Origin of the sequence: Bacteroides sp. Marseille-P3684, from assembly GCF_900291465.1 — a bacterium.
Classification (GTDB): Bacteria; Bacteroidota; Bacteroidia; order Bacteroidales; family Bacteroidaceae; genus Phocaeicola_A.
Map to the genome: position 1 here is coordinate 2,118,190 of NZ_LT985808.1, position 17,199 is coordinate 2,135,388.

Genomic DNA, 17,199 nt, shown 5'->3' on the forward strand with positions numbered 1-17,199 from the left:
ATAAATACACTATATTTGGACAAAATATAAAAAGTATGGAGATGAAACATATCCTAGGCCTTGATTTAGGGACAAATAGTATTGGTTGGGCGGTTATCAGAGCCCATCAAGATGCTGACGGGCATACCACATTGCAAGATATCCTGGCTGCCGGAAGCCGGATTATTCCGATGGATGCCGCGACACTGACTGATTTTGACAAAGGTAATGCCAAGTCCGGGACGGCAGAGCGTACAAGTTTCAGAAGCATGCGTCGTCGTCGGGAACGGCAGCTGTTACGTCGCGAACGTTTGCATCGGGTGTTGATGCTGTTGGGATTCCTGCCGCAACACTATGCCAACGCATTGACGCGATATGGTGAGTTTGCAGACAACAGGGAATGCAAGTTGCCTTGGGTGAAAGATGAATCGGATGGGAAATATCATTTCCTTTTTCAGGACGCATTTCATGAAATGTGCGAAGACTTCCGTCAATCAGCTCCCCAATGGGTCGCCGACGGAAAGAAGGTGCCCTATGACTGGACCCTTTATTACCTACGCTGTAAAGCTTTGTCCCGTAAAATAAGCAAGGAGGAATTGGCTTGGATTCTGCTAAGTTTTAACCAAAAACGAGGATACTATCAGGCACGTGATGAAGAGGACGAAGTAACCACGAACAAGCTTGAAGAATATTATGCCGGAAAAGTGGTTCGTGTGGATGATACAGGCGAACGGAAAGGGAAAAATGTCTACTATGACATAACGCTTGAAAACGGATGGGTATATCGGTATGCAGCCCGTATTTATCCCGACTGGGTGGGGCAAGTAAAGGAATTTATTGTTACGACAACGCTCAATCCGGATGGTACTCCTAAAACAGACAAGGCGGGCGAAGTGAAACGTTCCTTCCGTATGCCTAAAGATGATGACTGGACCTTGATAAAGAAAAAGACGGAGAGGGATATCGACCGTTCGCAAGAAACCATTGGGCAATATATCTATCATGCTTTATTGAAAGATCCATCACAGAAGATCAGAGGAAAGCTGATAGGTACGGTCGAACGTAAATATTATAAAGATGAACTGAGACGTATCTTGGATAGGCAGATTCAGTTCCATCCCGAGTTGCGGGACCGTGAATTGTATTATGCATGTTTGCAGGAGCTTTATCCCTCCAATGTGGCATTCCGGAATACATTGGTGAATCGTGATTTTACTTATTTATTTTTGGATGATATACTCTTTTATCAACGTCCCCTTAAAAGCAAGAAGTCACAGATTAGTGACTGTCCTTATGAAGAACACTTTTATACGGATAAGGAAACAGGAGAGCGTATATCGGTTCCCGTAAAATGTATCGCAGTCTCTCATCCTCTCTATCAGGAATACCGGTTGTGGCAGTTTATCCAGAACCTGCGTATCTATTGTAGAGAAGCACGTATCGATGGAAATTTGATGATTGACTGGGAAGTTACCGATGAATTGTTGCAGACGGAGGAGGACAAGACTGCATTGTTCGATTGGCTGAATGACAAAGAGAGTGTGAAACAGCCGGAGTTGGTCGCATTTCTACTGGGAGGCAAGGCTAATAAAAAACAAATCAAGGCTTACCGGTGGAACTATATGGATGACGACACAAAGGGATATCCTTGCAATGAGACACGTGCAAGTCTCTTGAAATATCTGAGAGAGGCTCAAACAGACTCGTCCTTCCTAACTCGTGAACGGGAAGAAGCTCTATGGCATATCCTGTACTCTATATCCGACAAGGGAGAATTAAAGAGCGCTTTGGGTAAATTTGCTGTCAAGCATGGATTGGATGAAAGGTTTGTAACTGTCTTCAGCAAATTTCCGCCTTTTAAAAAGGATTATGGAAGCTATTCGGCAAAAGCACTTAAGAAGCTGTTGCCATTGATGCGCATGGGCCATCATTGGCAGGAAGCTTCCTTTATTCCTTCTACCCGTGAGCGTATGGAGAAATTCATTAATGGGGAGTATGATGATTCGATTGATAAGCGCACTTATGAAAAATTAGAGAGTTTGACTGAGGTGTCACAATATCGTGGGCTCCCTGGCTGGTTGGCTTGCTATGTGGTTTATGACCGTCATTCAGAAGGGAGGGATATAGAAATATGGACTTCTCCGTCTGACATCGATTCCTATTTGGCACAATTCAAGCAGCATTCGTTACACAATCCCATTGTGGAACGTGTGGTCTTGGAAACTCTACGTACCGTGAGGGATATTTGGAAACAGGTAGACCATATTGATGAAATACATATCGAGTTGGGACGTAATATGAAGCTTCCGGCAGACAAACGTCGGCAGATGACCGAACAGGCGTGGAAAAACGAACAGACGAACTTACGCATCAAAGCATTATTGCTGGAATTTGCCAGACCGGGGTATGACATAGAGAATGTACGTCCCTATTCGCCCTATCAGCAGGACCAGCTACGCATCTACGAAGAGGCTGTACTGGGTGCCAATGAATGCCCGGATGACATCAGTGCCATATTGAAGAAGTTCAATGGACTCAATCCGCCGACTTCTGCGGAAGTCTTACGCTACAAGTGCTGGTTGGAACAGAAATACCGTTCACCCTATACGGGACGTACAATTCCGTTGAGCAAACTGTTTACTCCCGCTTATGAAATAGAACATATTATCCCAAAGCAACGCTATTTTGATGACTCCTTTAGCAATAAAGTCATTTGTGAGTCGGAAGTGAATAAGAAGAAAGGTGCCATGTTGGGGTATGAATTTATCAAGTCGTATCATGGAGCTTCCATTACCTTGAATATGGGAGGTACAGCTTCTATCTTTTCTGTAGAGGCTTATGAGAACTTCGTCAAGGAGCACTATGCTCATAATAGGGGCAAGATGAAAAAGCTGCTGATGGATGATGTCCCCGACTCATTTATTTCACGTCAGCTAAATGACAGTCGCTACATCAGCAAGCTTATGAAATCCATATTATCTAACTTGGTTCGTGAAGAGGGTGAGAAAGAAGCTATTTCCAAGAATCTGATTGTGTGTACAGGAGGTATCACCGATCGTCTGAAGAAAGATTGGGGAATTCATGACGTATGGAATGACATCATCTTTCCACGCTTTAAGCGTTTGGATGAAATGGATAGCTCGCATACATACATTACCTTGAATACGCACCGTCATCCTATTCCCTCCATGCCGTTGGAGTTTCAACGGGGCTTCAGCAAGAAACGGATCGATCACCGGCATCACGCCATGGATGCCATCGTGATAGCGTGTGCCACACGGAATATAGTCAATTATCTTAATAATGAATCTGCCCGGCATGATGCCAAGACCAGCCGGATGGATTTGCAAAGGTTGCTATGTACGGCAAATAGAAAATTGATAGACAAGCCTTGGAAGACTTTCACGCAAGATACCTGTAAAGTTTTGGAAGATATGATTGTCAGCTTTCAGAGAACTCTGCGAATCATCAATAAAACGAAGAACTATTACTTGCGGTTTGAAGATGGTAAGAAGCGAAGAGTCCTTCAGACGAAAGGTGAGAATTGGGCTATACGCAAACCTCTCCATAAAGAGACTTTTTATGGGGAAATTAACTTGCGCCGGATTGAGACCCTTTCTCTAAACAAGGCATTGGAACGTATTCCTGATATTGTGGAAAGAGATTTAAGAAAGAAGTTAAGTGAATTGCTTAGCTTGGGTTATAATGCCAAACGGATAAAAGGCTATTTCGAGGAACACAAGGAGGAATGGTCGGATGTGAACTTGTCAAAAATAAAGGCATATTATTTTACGAAGCAGAAAAACAAGCGTTATTTTGCAGCTCGGACGGAACTTGATACATCTTTCAATAAGGATAAGATAGAGAATAAGATTGCTGATACGGCAATTCAGAAAATTCTGTTGCAACACTTGGAGGCTTATGGTAACGATGCTGAACAGGCTTTTTCCCCTGAAGGGATTGATACCATGAACCGGAATATTCGACAGCTGAATGGTGGACGTTCGCATCAACCGATCTATAAGGTCAGAGTCTATGAAGAAGCCACGAAGTTTGCAGTCGGACGAAGGGGAAATAAGTCGACTAAGTTTGTCGAGGCGGCTAAAGGTACCAACTTGTTCTTTGCTATTTATGAAATATCTCAAGTAGATGGGAATGGCAATAGACAGACGTCACGGACTTTCAGCAGTATTCCACTTAATGTCGCTGTTGAACGGTTGAAACAAGGACTGCCTCCAGTTCCGGAAGATGAAGAAGGAAATGCTCCCAAGTACGTGCTTTCTCCCAATGACCTGGTTTATCTTCCGACGGAAAGGGAACTGAAGCGGCGTGAGATAGCTATGCCGATAGATAAGTCTCGTATTTATAAGATGGTGAGTTGTACGGGAAAAGACTGCTTCTTTATCCCTGCGAATACAGCAGTACCTATTGTAGACAGGTATGAGTACTCTTCTATGAACAAAATTGGACGTGCTCTTACCGGTGAAATGATTAAAGAAATATGCCTACCGCTAAAAATTGATCGGCTAGGGCAGATTATTGAAATATCTACCTTCTAAAATATAGCCTTATGATAAAGCGTACCCTTTATTTTAGTTCTCCGGCTTATTTAGGGAAATTTGCTGAATATCCCTGCCCAAAATGAGCGTTTTCGGAAACAACTTGAAGCTTCTTTGTCTTAAAAAAAACAATTGTGGCAGCAAACGATTCAGGCAAAAATTGCGAATCAAACTGCTGCCTACTCTTGGTATCCATCATCATAATCGTTACAATGCATATTGTTTGGCTGATGATATTATGGAGCCTTATCGTCCATATGTTGATAGGTTGGTCTTTCAAATGTCTGGACGATATGATATGAGTAAAGTAGAACTCACGAAAAGTCAAAAAGCGGAGTTGCTGTCTATCCCTACGCTAGATGTGCAAATATCTGGTAAGAGGAGTCCTTTGATGATAGCTGTTGGGCAAACAACTGCATCCTTATATAAATGCTTTTCTGGAGAATCACGACGTATATCATATCCTGAATTATGAATATTGCAGAACGTTTTAACGAATATCGAATCATGTGGGTATTGGTTTTGTTTGACCTTCCAACAGAGACAAAGAAGGATAAGAAAGCATATGTGGATTTTAGAAAGAATCTGCAACGTGACGGGTTTACGATGTTTCAATTTTCAATTTATGTGCGTCATTGTGCCAGTCAGGAGAATGCCCAAGTTCACATAAAGCGTGTTAAATCTTTCTTGCCTGATTATGGCAAAGTAGGTATAATGTGTATCACGGATAAGCAATTTGGTGATATTGAGATCTTTTATGGAAAGAAGATACAAGATGCCAAACCGGGAGAGCAGCAATTGGAACTCTTCTAGAAGAGGGTGTGTCGTAATAAGCGATGCACCTTCTTTCTTTCGTCAATTACAAAAGAAAAGTTCGCTATCTTCAAGCAGCGATATGTTGAAGATTTCTTTGATTTATGTGTTCCCTGCATCTGAAGAAAGCGGCTGTAAGCTCACAAAACAGTTTAATCAGCCAGTCTATGCCTTCTTTTCTCATCTTTGCACATAACTTTTTTATATTAAAGGCAATGGCAAGGAAGGAGAAGTCCATAAAGACCTTGTCCTTTCCAAAATGGCGGAAACGTTTGTAGTTCATGTTATATTTTATCTGCCCGAATACGGCTTCCGGTTCTATGCATCTTCGTCCCCTGTGTTTCAGCCCTTCCTCGGAGCAGAGCAACTCTTTGGCTTTTTGCTTGTATTTCCTGAGCCTGTGGTTCAGTTCTATTGTCCTGTCCCCTTTTGCTTTAAAACATAGACACCTTAGCGGGCAGCCTTCGCACCTGACAGCCCTGTATCTGGCACTTTCGCTCACATATCCGGATGCGGTTTTCACATGCCTGTTTCCTATCCTCCGCATCTTTTGTCCCATGGGGCATACGCAATAGTCATGTTCTTCATTGTAGTAGAAGTTTTCAGCCTTGAACGGGTCGGGTCTGAATCTCGGCCGTTGCTCCATGTGGAAGTAATTGTATTTGACGTAAGCTTCCATGCCGTTTTCTGCCATGAAGCGGTAATTTTCCTCGGAGCCGTAGCCCGAATCAGCCACTACTGTATGGGCCAGCCTGTCGTATCTGTTTGAGAAGGATTGCAGGAAAGGTATCATAGTCAGCGTGTCCGTAGGGTTGGGAAAAAGTGCAAAATCGGTAATGAACTGGTTCTCGGTGGCAATCTGAAGGTTGTAACCGGGTTTGGTCTGTCCGTTACGCATGGCATCCTCCTTCATCCTCATGAAAGTGGCATCCTTGTCCGTCTTGGAATAGGAGTTGCGCTCCTGCAGCGTGTCCAGATGATTGTCGTATTCCTGCAGCTTGTCCCTGTGCGCTTCCAGTTCTTTCAGCTGCCTGCGTTTCTTTCTTTGTGCGGCCTTCTCCTCTTTTGTGGAAGGCTCGGGAACCTGTTCAAGCGCATTGCGCAGTTCGCCCGCCATTTCGGTCAGCATGGCTGGGGTAAACTCAACTTCCTCATTGTTTTCCGGTGATTTCTCCTGGGCGATGGCATCGTCTATCTGACCCAACAGGACATGGATTTTCTTCATCAGGCGTTCACGGTTCCGCTCGACGGTCTTTTTCCACACGAAAGTATACTTGTTGGCCTTGGATTCAATCTTCGTTCCGTCAATATATTCCACGTTCAGGCTGATGAACCCTTTGGCGGAAAGCAGAAGGACGATTTGGGTGAATACTTCGTTGATTTCCTTCTTCACGCGGTTGCGGAAGCGGTTGATGGTAATGAAGTCCGGTTTCTCGTGCCCGGCCAGCCATATATAATGGATGTCGCGGTGGAGGAGTTTTTCTATCTTGCGGCAGGAGTAGATGTTGTTCATATAGGCGTACAGGATGACCTTGAGCATCATTCGGGGATGGTAAGGGCTACGGCCGCATTCCTTATATAACTTCCTGAAACCTTCCAGATTCAGGCTCTCAACAAGGGCGTCAACCATGCGTACCGGATCGTTCTTTGCAATATCCTCATCGATTCTTTGAGGAAACAGCACTGTTTGGTTGGGAATGTAAGGACGAAAATGTATCTTTGTCATAAGATTATTTTTGTTATAATGCTTAAAGATACAAAATCTTTAGGTAATAGCAAAGCCTCGGCTTGTGAAAGTCGGGGCTTTGTGCATAAAAAAAGAAGGTGCGCTTTTTGACACACCTTCTTTGAAACAGCTTTTTTTATTTTCCTAATAGAGCCTTTAACTTGTTTATATTCAGAGAATAACATATAATCTGCTGTCTCTGATGGCTCAAAGGTAGTAATTTAGAAGCAAATCACAACGATAGAAGTAACAACTTGGAATGTTGTCGCGCTGTCTCTGATGGCTCAAAGGTAGTAATTTAGAAGCAAATCACAACACTTCGACGACCGCCTGTACATCGCCGACCGCTGTCTCTGATGGCTCAAAGGTAGTAATTTAGAAGCAAATCACAACGGTTCGACCATCGGAGGAATGACCGGATACGCTGTCTCTGATGGCTCAAAGGTAGTAATTTAGAAGCAAATCACAACTGGTAGTAATCATCCTCATTCACGGTAAGGGCTGTCTCTGATGGCTCAAAGGTAGTAATTTAGAAGCAAATCACAACGCGCTCCGACAGGGCGGTCATGAAGCGAGGGCTGTCTCTGATGGCTCAAAGGTAGTAATTTAGAAGCAAATCACAACGACTAGAAATTTTCCACCATACTGAACGATGCTGTCTCTGATGGCTCAAAGGTAGTAATTTAGAAGCAAATCACAACAGCCTCTTACGGTAGCCGTCATAATCGTTGGCTGTCTCTGATGGCTCAAAGGTAGTAATTTAGAAGCAAATCACAACTCCGGCGGATGCGCTTCTCGTAGTCCTCGTGCTGTCTCTGATGGCTCAAAGGTAGTAATTTAGAAGCAAATCACAACGGCGTCGAGGAAGTCGTCAACGGTCTGACCGCTGTCTCTGATGGCTCAAAGGTAGTAATTTAGAAGCAAATCACAACGACCCATGAAGAATGGATAAAACATTTATGGCTGTCTCTGATGGCTCAAAGGTAGTAATTTAGAAGCAAATCACAACTAAATCCTCCATGTGGAATTATGAGTTCCAGCTGTCTCTGATAGCTCAAAGGTAGTAATTTAGAAGCAAATCACAACCATCCGCAACACGTCCGATTTTGACTGCGTGCTGTCTCTGATAGCTCAAAGGTAGTAATTTAGAAGCAAATCACAACTAGAAGCGCGCAACAGCATGATTGACAAAAGCTGTCTCTGATAGCTCAAAAGTACAATTAGAGTTCGGGAAGATCGAGTGAGCTCCGTTCCAGGGCGGCAGCCAACGCGGCAGAGGCATCGTCACCATCCACCTGGTGACCGACTGGACATAGGGCGGGCACGATGCAGCCTTCGACCTCAGCCATCGGCTCTATAAGGCTCTGACGGACTGAGTGGAGAGAGCTTTAACGGACGTCGCTGTTGGAGACGAACACGAACCACAACCACGAGGAGATACTTGAGAGTATTGACAGCTATGCCGTGCGTTACCTGTTAAGATAGGGCGCACGAGTTGCAAGGATGAGGAAGGTGTGTCGTAATAAGTGATGCACCTTCTTTTTTTTCGTCAATTACAAAAGAAAAGTTCGATATCTTAAAAAGAATTGGACAATGTCTATTATCAAACTGGGGATTGATTATGAATCAATTTATGCTTATGTTTGAAAACAGGATCCAGATATAAGAAAAAACTTACAGCTGAATCCTGTTTCCATTTACACAAAATTTTGGACAGTGTCACTCAGTAAGAATTTGAATGTGATTACTCTGCTTTTGCCGGAGTATAACGCTTGTTCAATCCGTCAATGACTTCCTGTGTGATATTCAGGGCTGGATCTGCATACAGCAGGTTATTGAAGCCGGCATTATTGATAATCAGATTATATCCTTTGGTCTTGTTGTATTCTTTCAGATAAGCATTGATGGAATCACGCAATTGGATATTGTTCTTGTCGCTTTCCTGTTGGAGCTCTCCCATCAGACGCTGATGGAGTGCTTCGAGGTCCTGACGTTTCTTAATCAGACGGTTCTGCTCCTGTTGTGCTCTTTCCGGAGTGAATACATGATTTTGATATTTACGTTCAAAATCGCGCATTTCGTTGTCAAGGCTCTTCATTTTCTCTTTCAGGGTTACCTCTACATTCTCCTGCTTCTTTATCATAGCCTCATTCAGGTCCTTACAAAGATTGTAGTTGTTCAGCAAGCTGTCGATTTCAACATAGGCTATTTTTAAGTCAGATACGCTTCCCGCGGGAGTCGAGTTGTCGCTTGTCGTGTTGGCAGCTTTGTTCCCATCACATTGTGTAAAAGCAACCATGATGGCCAAAGCTGAAAGCCCACTCACGATAAAGTTTCTTTTTTTCATACTTATCTGTTTCTATACAGTTTATAAAACGATTATTCATTGCTGGATACCGACGTGTGCAGGCTTTCGCGTATGCCGGGGCGGTTGAGTCTGGCTTCACGGTCCTGAGATTGCACACAGTGTACACCTCTTTTTCTCATTGCCGGATTGCCACTGACGTGTGTATTGGGAAATTTCCCGTTCTTTTTCACGATGATTTGCAAAGCCAGCAACGCGATGCAAATAGCAACTATTAACACGGATATGAGGATTGTTTCAAGCATTTCTTCTAAATTTGTGCTGCAAAGATATAGTTTTGCGCTCACTCTCACAGCTCTTTTTACTTAAAAAATGAGAGAGGGCTCGGAAAGGATATTTTGATTTAACCAAAATTAGCGGAGATAGACTAATTATACACGATAAAAAGGAGACTTTAACGATGGAACATCAAACGAAACTACAACCGGAATGTGTATTCCATTACTTTGCAGAGGTTTGTAAGATACCTCGTCCGTCAAAGAAAGAAGAGAAGATGATTGCTTTCCTGAAGGATTTCGGGGAAAAGCATGGGTTGGAAACAAAAGTCGATAAGGCTGGTAATGTGTTGATAAAGAAACCGGCTACTCCGGGGTTTGAGAACCGTAAAACGGTGATTCTTCAATCGCACATTGATATGGTGTGTGAGAAGAATAAGGAGACACGGCATGATTTTGAAAAGGATCCTATCGAAACTTACGTGGATGGAGAATGGTTGCGTGCCAAGGGGACTACTTTGGGAGCAGACAACGGCATTGGAGTAGCTACGGAACTGGCTATTCTGGCAGCCGATGATGTGAAGCATGGACCGATTGAATGCCTGTTTACCGTAGATGAAGAGACTGGATTGACTGGCGCTTTTGCATTGGAGAAAGGTTTCATGGACGGTGACATCCTGCTGAATCTTGACTCAGAAGACGAAGGTGAACTGTTTATTGGTTGTGCCGGTGGCGTACGTACATTGGTTGAGTTTGATTATCAACCCGTAACTGTTCCCGCTGATTTCTTTTGCTTCCGGCTGGCTGTTGAGGGGCTGACCGGTGGACATTCCGGAGATGACATCAATAAGATGCGTGCGAATGCCAACAAGCTGCTGGGTCGCTTCCTTTATCAGACTAACCGTAAGTATGATTTCTATTTGTTGGATATTGACGGTGGCAACCTCCACAATGCCATTCCACGTGAGGCCCATGCCCTTTGCGCCATACCGATGGAGCACAAGGAAGATATCCGGGTAGATTGGAATATTTTTGCAGCCGAAGTAGAGGAGGAATATGCCGCTACGGAGAAAAACATGAAATTCAAGTTGGATTCGGAGACTTATCATGCTGAGGCTATCGAGCGCCAGGTAGTGACAAGGTTCCTGGCAGCTGTGCAAGGAGTGTTCAATGGAGTCTTTGCCATGAGTCAGGATATTCCGGGACTGGTAGAAACATCTTCGAATCTGGCTTCCATCAAGGTGCGTGATCATAAAGTCATTGTGACGAGTAGCCAGCGCAGTTCCATCCTGTCAGCTCGCAAAAATGTGGCAGACAGCATTCAGTCCGTGTTTGAACTGGCTGGTGCGCGTGTAGATGTCGGTGAGGGATATCCGGGTTGGAAACCGAATACACAGTCTGAAATTCTCCAGATTGCAGTAGATACCTATAAGGAACTGTTTGGTGTAGAGCCAAAGGTGAAGGCAATCCATGCCGGATTGGAATGCGGCCTGTTCCTGGAGAAATATCCGTCTCTGGATATGGTTTCGTTCGGTCCGACTTTGAGAGGGGTTCACTCTCCTGATGAGCGGATGCTCATCCCGACGGTAGATAAGTTCTGGCGCCATCTGTTGGCTGTCCTCCAGCGTATCCCGCTCAAGGCATAAGGCATGAAACAGAATTTGTAAAGCGAGGGCATGATTTGTGAATAGTCACAAGGAGTGCCCTTGTTTTATGTCTGTCCGGTTACTCGTGATGATAAGGACCTCCGTTGAGAATATTCATGGCGCGATAAAGCTGTTCGACAAAGACCAGGCGTACCATCTGATGAGAGAAGGTCATCTTCGAGAGGGAAACTTTCTCATGAGCTGCCTGATAAACATCGGATGAAAAGCCGTAAGGACCACCGATAATGAATACCAGCCGTCTGTTGACCGTATTCAGCTTCCGTTCCATCCATGATGCGAACTCTACGGAGCGGAATTCCTTTCCACCCTCATCGAGTAATACGATGACATCACCCGGCTGGAGGGCTTTCAGGATGAGTTCGCCTTCTTTTTCTTTTTGTTGTTCCATGGAAAGCTTCTTGGTGTTTTTCAGTTCCGGAATTACTTCCATGTCAAACGATATATAGTGTTTGGTACGTTCTACATAGTCGTTAATGGCAGCAATGTAATGCTTTTCTACAGTCTTTCCTACGACCAATAATACGGTTTTCATCGGATTCTTCGGTTGGTTCAGGTTGCAAAGATAGGGCAATTGGTCCGGAATGTCAATATGGGTTGTCGTGCTTGTACCCGGACATGTAATTTTCATGAAATGGGGCCCGTTGGTCATACCGCTGTATGACACGAGTCCCTTCCTTCTTAAATATAGAGAGAGTGTATGGTGCGTTATTGGATCGTCTTGTTGTTCAGGTAGCTTTGCAGTTCTTGTTTGTAGCTGTCCGAGATGGGGATGTATTCCTTTCCAAATACGATTCGTCCGCGGTCAATGAGGCGGATTTTACTTTTCTGCACGATGTAGGAACGATGTACACGTAAGAAACGGGAAGAGGGAAGATGCTCTTCTACCGATTTCAGGCTCATGAGGGATAAGATAGGACGAGGTTCATGCTCCAGGTAAATCTTTACGTAGTCTTTCAGTCCTTCGATGTAGAGAATGTCATCCAGACGAATCTGTATGAGCTTGTAGTCGCTCTTCACGTAAATGAATACATCACCGTTATCCGTGCCTTCTCCATGTCCGTTTGCAGCATTCTGCGACGCCTCTTTCATCTCAAACCATGCCAATGCCTTGTTGGACGCTTCGAGAAACTCTTTGTAGCTGATAGGCTTCAGCAAGTAATCCAACGCATTGACCCGGTAGCTGTCCAGCGCATACTGGCTGAATGCCGTTGTGAAGATGATGCGTGTTTCGGGCACTACCATCTGTGAGAACTCCAGTCCGTTCAGTTCGGGCATCTGTATGTCCAGAAACAGCAGGTCTACCGGATTCTCTTGCAGTCCTTTCATTGCAACCACTGCACTGGAATATTTACCCCGGAGTTGCAGAAACGGAGTTTTGTTGACATAGGTTTCCAGCAGGTCCAGAGCCAACGGTTCATCATCGACAATTGCACACGACAGATTCATAGTTTACATGGTTTTATTGGGATATGTATTAATGGCCAGCAGAGAGGTATAGACACTTCCGTCCGCGTTGACACCCTTCCGCCATTCATAGCGTCCCGGATAAAGCAACTCCAGACGTTTTTTCACCTGTTCGAGCCCGATGCCACTTCCACTTTTGTCCGAACGGTTTTTCGGATGGTTGCTGTTGGCAATCTCACAGACCACTTGTCCTTCCCGTTCACTGATGGTGATGCTGATGAAACTCGGTTCAGTCGGACTGATTCCATGCTTGAAGGCATTTTCGATGAGTGAGATGAAGATGAGTGGGGCTATGGGTGTCTGGCTGTCTTTCGCCACTTCGATGTTAATGACCAGACTGACTCCTTTCACCAGACGGATACGCATCAGCTCGATGTAGTTGTGTATGAAGTCTATCTCTTTACACAAAGGTACAAAGGTTCCCCGGTTTTCATAGAGTACATGTCTCAAAAGTTTAGACAAATCCTGAACGGCTTGCTGTGCCTTGTCTGTATCGAATGCAATGAGGGCATAGATGTTGTTCAGTGTGTTGAGCAGGAAGTGAGGATTCAGCTGGTTACGCAAGTTGTTGAGCTCGGCTTCCATGCGGCTTTGCTCTGCCTCTTGCCGTGCCGTTTCTGCTTTTTGCCACTGCATGCTCAGGCGGATGACCGTGCCCAGTCCTGCCATGAAGATGTACATGACACAGTCTTTGATGAGAAAAGCCCAACGAGGTGGATGGTGAAAGCTGGCAAATGGCTCAACCTTTGTATCTTTCCCAAAGAAACAATCCTGAAGATAAGGGAAATAGAACAGATGGAAGAATACCAGTAACACAGCAATGAGCAAAACATTGTAGAGCAGGTAGCGTGACCGTTCTTTTTTCAGAAGGAACTTGGGTACCAGCAGCCAATAATTTGCATAGAAGATGATGAAGAATGAGACTGGGATGGAGAGGCGACGGAAATATTCATTCCACCGTATACCCTCCGAATGGTCTTCCATCAGTAGCGGAAAGGTGAAAAGCAACACCCATGCGATGATATGTATGTAGATAGCCAAGTGGGCTGTTTTGGGAGTAGAATCGTGTTTCATAGTGTATTGTTACTCTTTCCGTTTAACCAGTCCGGTACTTTGGGAGAAGTACCGGACTGGAGATACTGTGCTTTCTTGAACCGGGAGTTTTATTCGTACCGTAAAGCCTCGATCGGGTCCAGATTGGCAGCCTTCTGTGCAGGATACCATCCGAAGAAAATGCCTGTTATGGTGCAGACTGCAAAGCTCAGCAGGACGCTCCAAGGCTGGATGAAGACGGGCCAATGTGCCACGAACTTGACAACCCAGCTGGCACCACATCCGATGATGACGCCGATGAGTCCGCCTGTAATGCTGATCAGGATGGCTTCGATAAGGAATTGGCTCAGAATGTCAACTCCCCGTGCTCCGACTGACATGCGCAAGCCGATTTCCCGGGTACGTTCGGTTACCGAGACGTACATGATGTTCATGATGCCGATACCACCTACGATAAGTGAGATTCCGGCGATGCAAGCCAGCAGGGTTGTCATCAAGTCAGTGGTCGTGTTGAGCATCTGGCTGAGTTCCTGTTGAGTTCGGATGGTAAAGTCATCTTCATCCGTATCGCGCAGTTTGTGTTCCCGACGTAAAATCTTTCCGATTTCATCGGTGGCATACTCGGTCATGTCCTCTGTCAGTGCTGAAGCATAGATGCCTTGCAGATAGGTGACGGCAAGCAATCGCTTCATCACAGTGGTATAGGGAGCGATGACGATATCATCCTGGTCCATACCCATCGAGTTGTAGCCTTTTGACTTCAAGACTCCGACCACCCGGAAGGGAACCTGGTTGAAACGTATGACTTGTCCCACAGGATCGCTTCCGTCAGGGAACAGATTGTCGACAATGGTTTTTCCAATGATGCACACTTTGGCAGAGGTGCGTATGTCATTTTCTGTGAACATCTCTCCCTGCTCTACGGTGAGCTGGCGTATCTTCAGGTAGTCGATGCTGGCACCGTTGACGGAGGAGGGGTAGTTCTCTGAACCATGAATGAGTTGTCCGGAAGCTGACACGTTCGGGCTGATGGCGGAGAGATAGGTGCACTCATTGCGCAGAGTCTCATAGTTCTCCAGCTTTAACGTCTGCATTTCCGAAGCGTCGCGACGGACACCGCCACGCATCTCACCTCCCGGATGAATCATAATCATATTTGAGCCCATTTCGGAGATTTGTGCCTGGATGCTCTTCTTTGAACCTTGACCGATGGCAATCATTGTGATAACGGATGCCACGCCGATGATGATGCCAAGCATGGTCAGGAAGGCTCGGAGCTTGTTGTTGGCCAAGGCTCGCAGGGCTATCTTAAATAAGTTGCTAACATTCATACTATGTTTTGTTGTTTATGAGTTTGTCAGTCTTCATCATTCCGGGGCAATTCTGCCAACGCCTGTTTAGCTGAGAGGACATTGGCATTCACCACGTCTTCAATGATGTGTCCGTCTCGCAGACGGATATTCCGACTGCTGTACTGGGCTATTTCAGGGTTGTGAGTAACGAAGATGATGGTACGTCCTGCCGCATGCAATTCCTGAAACAATACCAGAATTTCGAAGGAGGTGCGGGTATCCAGGTTTCCGGTTGCCTCGTCTGCCAAAATCACTGCCGGATTGTTGACCAATGCCCGAGCGATTGCTACACGTTGCATTTGTCCTCCTGACATCTGATTGGATTTATGTTCCAGTCGGTCGCCCAGACCTACACGCTGCAAGGCTTCGATGGCACGTTTGCGGCGTTCTGTTGCACTTACGGCCGGATTGTACATCAGGGGGAGTTCTACATTCTCCACAGCAGTGGTTTTCGGGAGCAGGTTGTAGTTCTGAAAGACAAATCCGATTTTCCGGTTGCGCAGAATTGCTCGTTCGGCTTTGCTCATTTGTCGGACAGAGATGCCGTCAAGGTAATATTCACCGCTGGTGGGGGTATCCAGGCAGCCCAGTGTGTTCAGCAACGTAGACTTTCCGGACCCCGACGTTCCCATGATGGTGACAAACTCTCCTTCTTCGATGGAGAACGAGACACCGCGCAATGCGTGAACAGTCTCGTCTCCCACTTGGAAGTTCCGTTTGATATTTTCTATGCTGATGACAGTTTTACCCATAATTACTTTTTCTCGTTTTTCTTTTTATTTCTGTCAGGAGGTCCCGGCATGAACGGGCTTCTCTCGCCTTGTTCCCCGGATACTGCTTCTCCACCCATCAGTGAACCGGTCTCAGCTTCACTGACGATGGTAGTTCCTTCGCTGATGCCTCCCAGAATTTCCGTATTGATGCCGTTACTCAGTCCGATGGTTACGGGATGTGCCTGGAAGACATGGTTCTCGTAGGTCCATACCTTGTGTTCCCCTTCGCAGTCGTTCACAACATCTTCCTCTCCCAGCATCGGTGGTTCCGGGGTGAAGCGCAAGGCCTTGCTCGGCACGCAGAGAACTCCTTTCTTGTCGAGTGTATAGATGGTGACATTGGCTGTCAGGCGCGGTTTCAGTTTCAGATCCGGATTGTCGGCGGTGATGACGACTTCATACGTTACCACTGTTTCGCTCGTGCTGGCTGCACTGGAGCTGGAACTGCTTTTGCTGCTACCCAAACGGATTTGTGCCACTCGTCCTTCAAACGTATCTTCGGGATAGGCATCCACCGTGAAGCTTACGCGTTGCCCATTCTGCACTCCGCCTATGTCAGCTTCGTCGACATCAGCGACGACCTGCATCTTGGTCAAGTCGGCAGCAATGGTGAAGAGGGTAGGAGTTTCGAAGCCGGATGCCACAGTCTGACCTTCTTCTACGTCACGGCTGGTCACTACGCCATTGATGGGTGAAGTAATGATGGCATACGACAAGTTACGTTGTGCTTTATTGTAGGCAGCACGGCTACTCTCATAGCTGCTTTTGGCACGTTGGTAGTTGTAGAGGTTCTCTTCGTACTCTTTGTCGCTGATAAGGCCTTTTTCATGGAGTTGCAGGTTACGTTTATAGTTACGTTCCTGGTATTCGAATTCAGCTTTGGCTCCGTCGTAAGAACCTTTGGCGGACTCCAGTTCGTTTTGCAAGGTGACTTTATCCATTTCGGCAATGATTTGCCCTTCCTTTACTACAGAGTTGTAGTCTACATAGATTTTGTCGATGATTCCTGATACTTGCGTACCTACTTCCACTTCAGTTACAGGTTCAATGTTGCCCGTAGCGGTGATGGAACTGCTGATGTCGCCTTTTTTCACCTGGGTGGTGGCGAACGTAACCATGGTTTTCTTTTTGGATCCTCCAAAGAGCCAGTATCCGCCTCCGGCAACGACTGCCACGGCAATGATTCCGGCAATGAGCTTTTGTTTGTTGTTCATATCGCTTGTGAGGTTGTTT

12 protein-coding genes, 1 pseudogene and 1 CRISPR repeat array are annotated in these 17,199 nt (G+C 45.6%); of the genes and pseudogenes, 4 read left to right on the forward strand and 9 right to left on the reverse strand.

Annotation, left to right across the window (positions count from 1 at the left end; genetic code table 11):
* Window positions 1–41 precede the first annotated feature (41 nt).
* The 3 genes and pseudogenes from cas9 (at window position 42) to cas2 (ending at window position 5,351) form a co-directional block, all read left to right on the forward strand.
* Window positions 42–4,538 carry a type II CRISPR RNA-guided endonuclease Cas9 gene (gene cas9, locus C8275_RS08235; RefSeq protein WP_106625771.1) on the forward strand — a complete coding sequence of 1,499 codons (4,497 nt, stop codon included), beginning with the start codon at window positions 42–44 and terminating at the stop codon, window positions 4,536–4,538.
* A gap of 172 nt (window positions 4,539–4,710) precedes the next feature.
* A pseudogene (locus C8275_RS08240) lies at window positions 4,711–5,013 on the forward strand (CRISPR-associated endonuclease Cas1); the annotation flags it as partial.
* A complete protein-coding gene (gene cas2 / locus C8275_RS08245) occupies window positions 5,010–5,351 on the forward strand; it encodes a CRISPR-associated endonuclease Cas2 (RefSeq protein ID WP_106484779.1) in 342 nt (113 codons plus the stop codon). The pseudogene C8275_RS08240 and the gene cas2, both read left to right, overlap by 4 nt.
* Before the next feature lie 70 nt (window positions 5,352–5,421).
* Here cas2 and C8275_RS08250 read toward each other — a convergent pair whose 3' ends face one another.
* The 3 genes from C8275_RS08250 to C8275_RS08260 form a co-directional block, all read right to left on the reverse strand.
* Window positions 5,422–7,077 (reverse strand): IS1182 family transposase, encoded by a 1,656-nt coding sequence (locus tag C8275_RS08250; RefSeq protein ID WP_106484780.1) that lies wholly within the window; start codon window positions 7,075–7,077, stop codon window positions 5,422–5,424.
* A 205-nt stretch (window positions 7,078–7,282) separates the two neighbouring features.
* Window positions 7,283–8,240: direct repeats of the CRISPR family, unit length 34 nt; unit sequence GCTCAAAGGTAGTAATTTAGAAGCAAATCACAAC.
* A 581-nt stretch (window positions 8,241–8,821) separates the two neighbouring features.
* The gene (locus tag C8275_RS08255) at window positions 8,822–9,424 is read right to left on the reverse strand and encodes an OmpH family outer membrane protein (RefSeq protein WP_022384705.1); all 603 of its coding nucleotides are present in this window, start codon (window positions 9,422–9,424) and stop codon (window positions 8,822–8,824) included.
* Window positions 9,425–9,456: 32 nt separating this feature from the next.
* Window positions 9,457–9,687: a hypothetical protein gene (locus tag C8275_RS08260; protein ID WP_106484781.1), complete on the reverse strand. Its 231-nt coding sequence runs from the start codon at window positions 9,685–9,687 to the stop codon at window positions 9,457–9,459.
* A 155-nt stretch (window positions 9,688–9,842) separates the two neighbouring features.
* Between C8275_RS08260 and C8275_RS08265 the strand changes: the two genes are divergently transcribed.
* A complete protein-coding gene (locus tag C8275_RS08265) occupies window positions 9,843–11,303 on the forward strand; it encodes an aminoacyl-histidine dipeptidase (RefSeq protein ID WP_106484782.1) in 1,461 nt (486 codons plus the stop codon).
* A gap of 79 nt (window positions 11,304–11,382) precedes the next feature.
* On the opposite strand, the gene rlmH is transcribed toward C8275_RS08265, so the two are convergent.
* The 6 genes from rlmH to C8275_RS08295 all read right to left on the reverse strand — a co-directional run bounded on the left by rlmH (window position 11,383) and on the right by C8275_RS08295 (window position 17,180).
* A complete protein-coding gene (gene rlmH, locus C8275_RS08270) occupies window positions 11,383–11,856 on the reverse strand; it encodes a 23S rRNA (pseudouridine(1915)-N(3))-methyltransferase RlmH (RefSeq protein WP_106625772.1) in 474 nt (157 codons plus the stop codon).
* 173 nt (window positions 11,857–12,029) lie between these two features.
* Entirely contained in the window at window positions 12,030–12,770 is a 741-nt protein-coding gene (locus tag C8275_RS08275; RefSeq protein WP_106484783.1) for a LytTR family DNA-binding domain-containing protein, read from the reverse strand.
* Window positions 12,771–12,773: 3 nt separating this feature from the next.
* Window positions 12,774–13,862, reverse strand: a complete 1,089-nt coding sequence (locus tag C8275_RS08280; protein ID WP_106484784.1) for a sensor histidine kinase — start codon at window positions 13,860–13,862, stop codon at window positions 12,774–12,776.
* An 89-nt stretch (window positions 13,863–13,951) separates the two neighbouring features.
* Window positions 13,952–15,172 (reverse strand): ABC transporter permease, encoded by a 1,221-nt coding sequence (locus C8275_RS08285; protein WP_022384699.1) that lies wholly within the window; start codon window positions 15,170–15,172, stop codon window positions 13,952–13,954.
* Between the two features lie 26 nt (window positions 15,173–15,198).
* Complete coding sequence (locus tag C8275_RS08290) at window positions 15,199–15,945, reverse strand: ABC transporter ATP-binding protein (protein ID WP_106484785.1); 747 nt, start codon at window positions 15,943–15,945, stop codon at window positions 15,199–15,201.
* Between the two features lie 2 nt (window positions 15,946–15,947).
* On the reverse strand, window positions 15,948–17,180 hold the full coding sequence (locus C8275_RS08295; protein WP_106484786.1) for an efflux RND transporter periplasmic adaptor subunit: 1,233 nt from the start codon (window positions 17,178–17,180) through the stop codon (window positions 15,948–15,950).
* Between the last annotated feature and the right edge of the window lie 19 nt (window positions 17,181–17,199).

Coding starts and splice junctions, on each gene's coding strand:
- C8275_RS08255 (WP_022384705.1), bottom strand. CDS start 9,424: ATGAAAAAAAGAAACTTTATCGTGAGTGGGCTTTCAGCTTTGGCCATC.
- C8275_RS08280 (WP_106484784.1), bottom strand. CDS start 13,862: ATGAAACACGATTCTACTCCCAAAACAGCCCACTTGGCTATCTACATA.
- C8275_RS08260 (WP_106484781.1), bottom strand. CDS start 9,687: ATGCTTGAAACAATCCTCATATCCGTGTTAATAGTTGCTATTTGCATC.
- C8275_RS08295 (WP_106484786.1), bottom strand. CDS start 17,180: ATGAACAACAAACAAAAGCTCATTGCCGGAATCATTGCCGTGGCAGTC.
- cas9 (WP_106625771.1), top strand. CDS start 42: ATGAAACATATCCTAGGCCTTGATTTAGGGACAAATAGTATTGGTTGG.
- cas2 (WP_106484779.1), top strand. CDS start 5,010: ATGAATATTGCAGAACGTTTTAACGAATATCGAATCATGTGGGTATTG.
- C8275_RS08275 (WP_106484783.1), bottom strand. CDS start 12,770: ATGAATCTGTCGTGTGCAATTGTCGATGATGAACCGTTGGCTCTGGAC.
- rlmH (WP_106625772.1), bottom strand. CDS start 11,856: ATGAAAACCGTATTATTGGTCGTAGGAAAGACTGTAGAAAAGCATTAC.
- C8275_RS08265 (WP_106484782.1), top strand. CDS start 9,843: ATGGAACATCAAACGAAACTACAACCGGAATGTGTATTCCATTACTTT.
- C8275_RS08250 (WP_106484780.1), bottom strand. CDS start 7,077: ATGACAAAGATACATTTTCGTCCTTACATTCCCAACCAAACAGTGCTG.
- C8275_RS08285 (WP_022384699.1), bottom strand. CDS start 15,172: ATGAATGTTAGCAACTTATTTAAGATAGCCCTGCGAGCCTTGGCCAAC.
- C8275_RS08290 (WP_106484785.1), bottom strand. CDS start 15,945: ATGGGTAAAACTGTCATCAGCATAGAAAATATCAAACGGAACTTCCAA.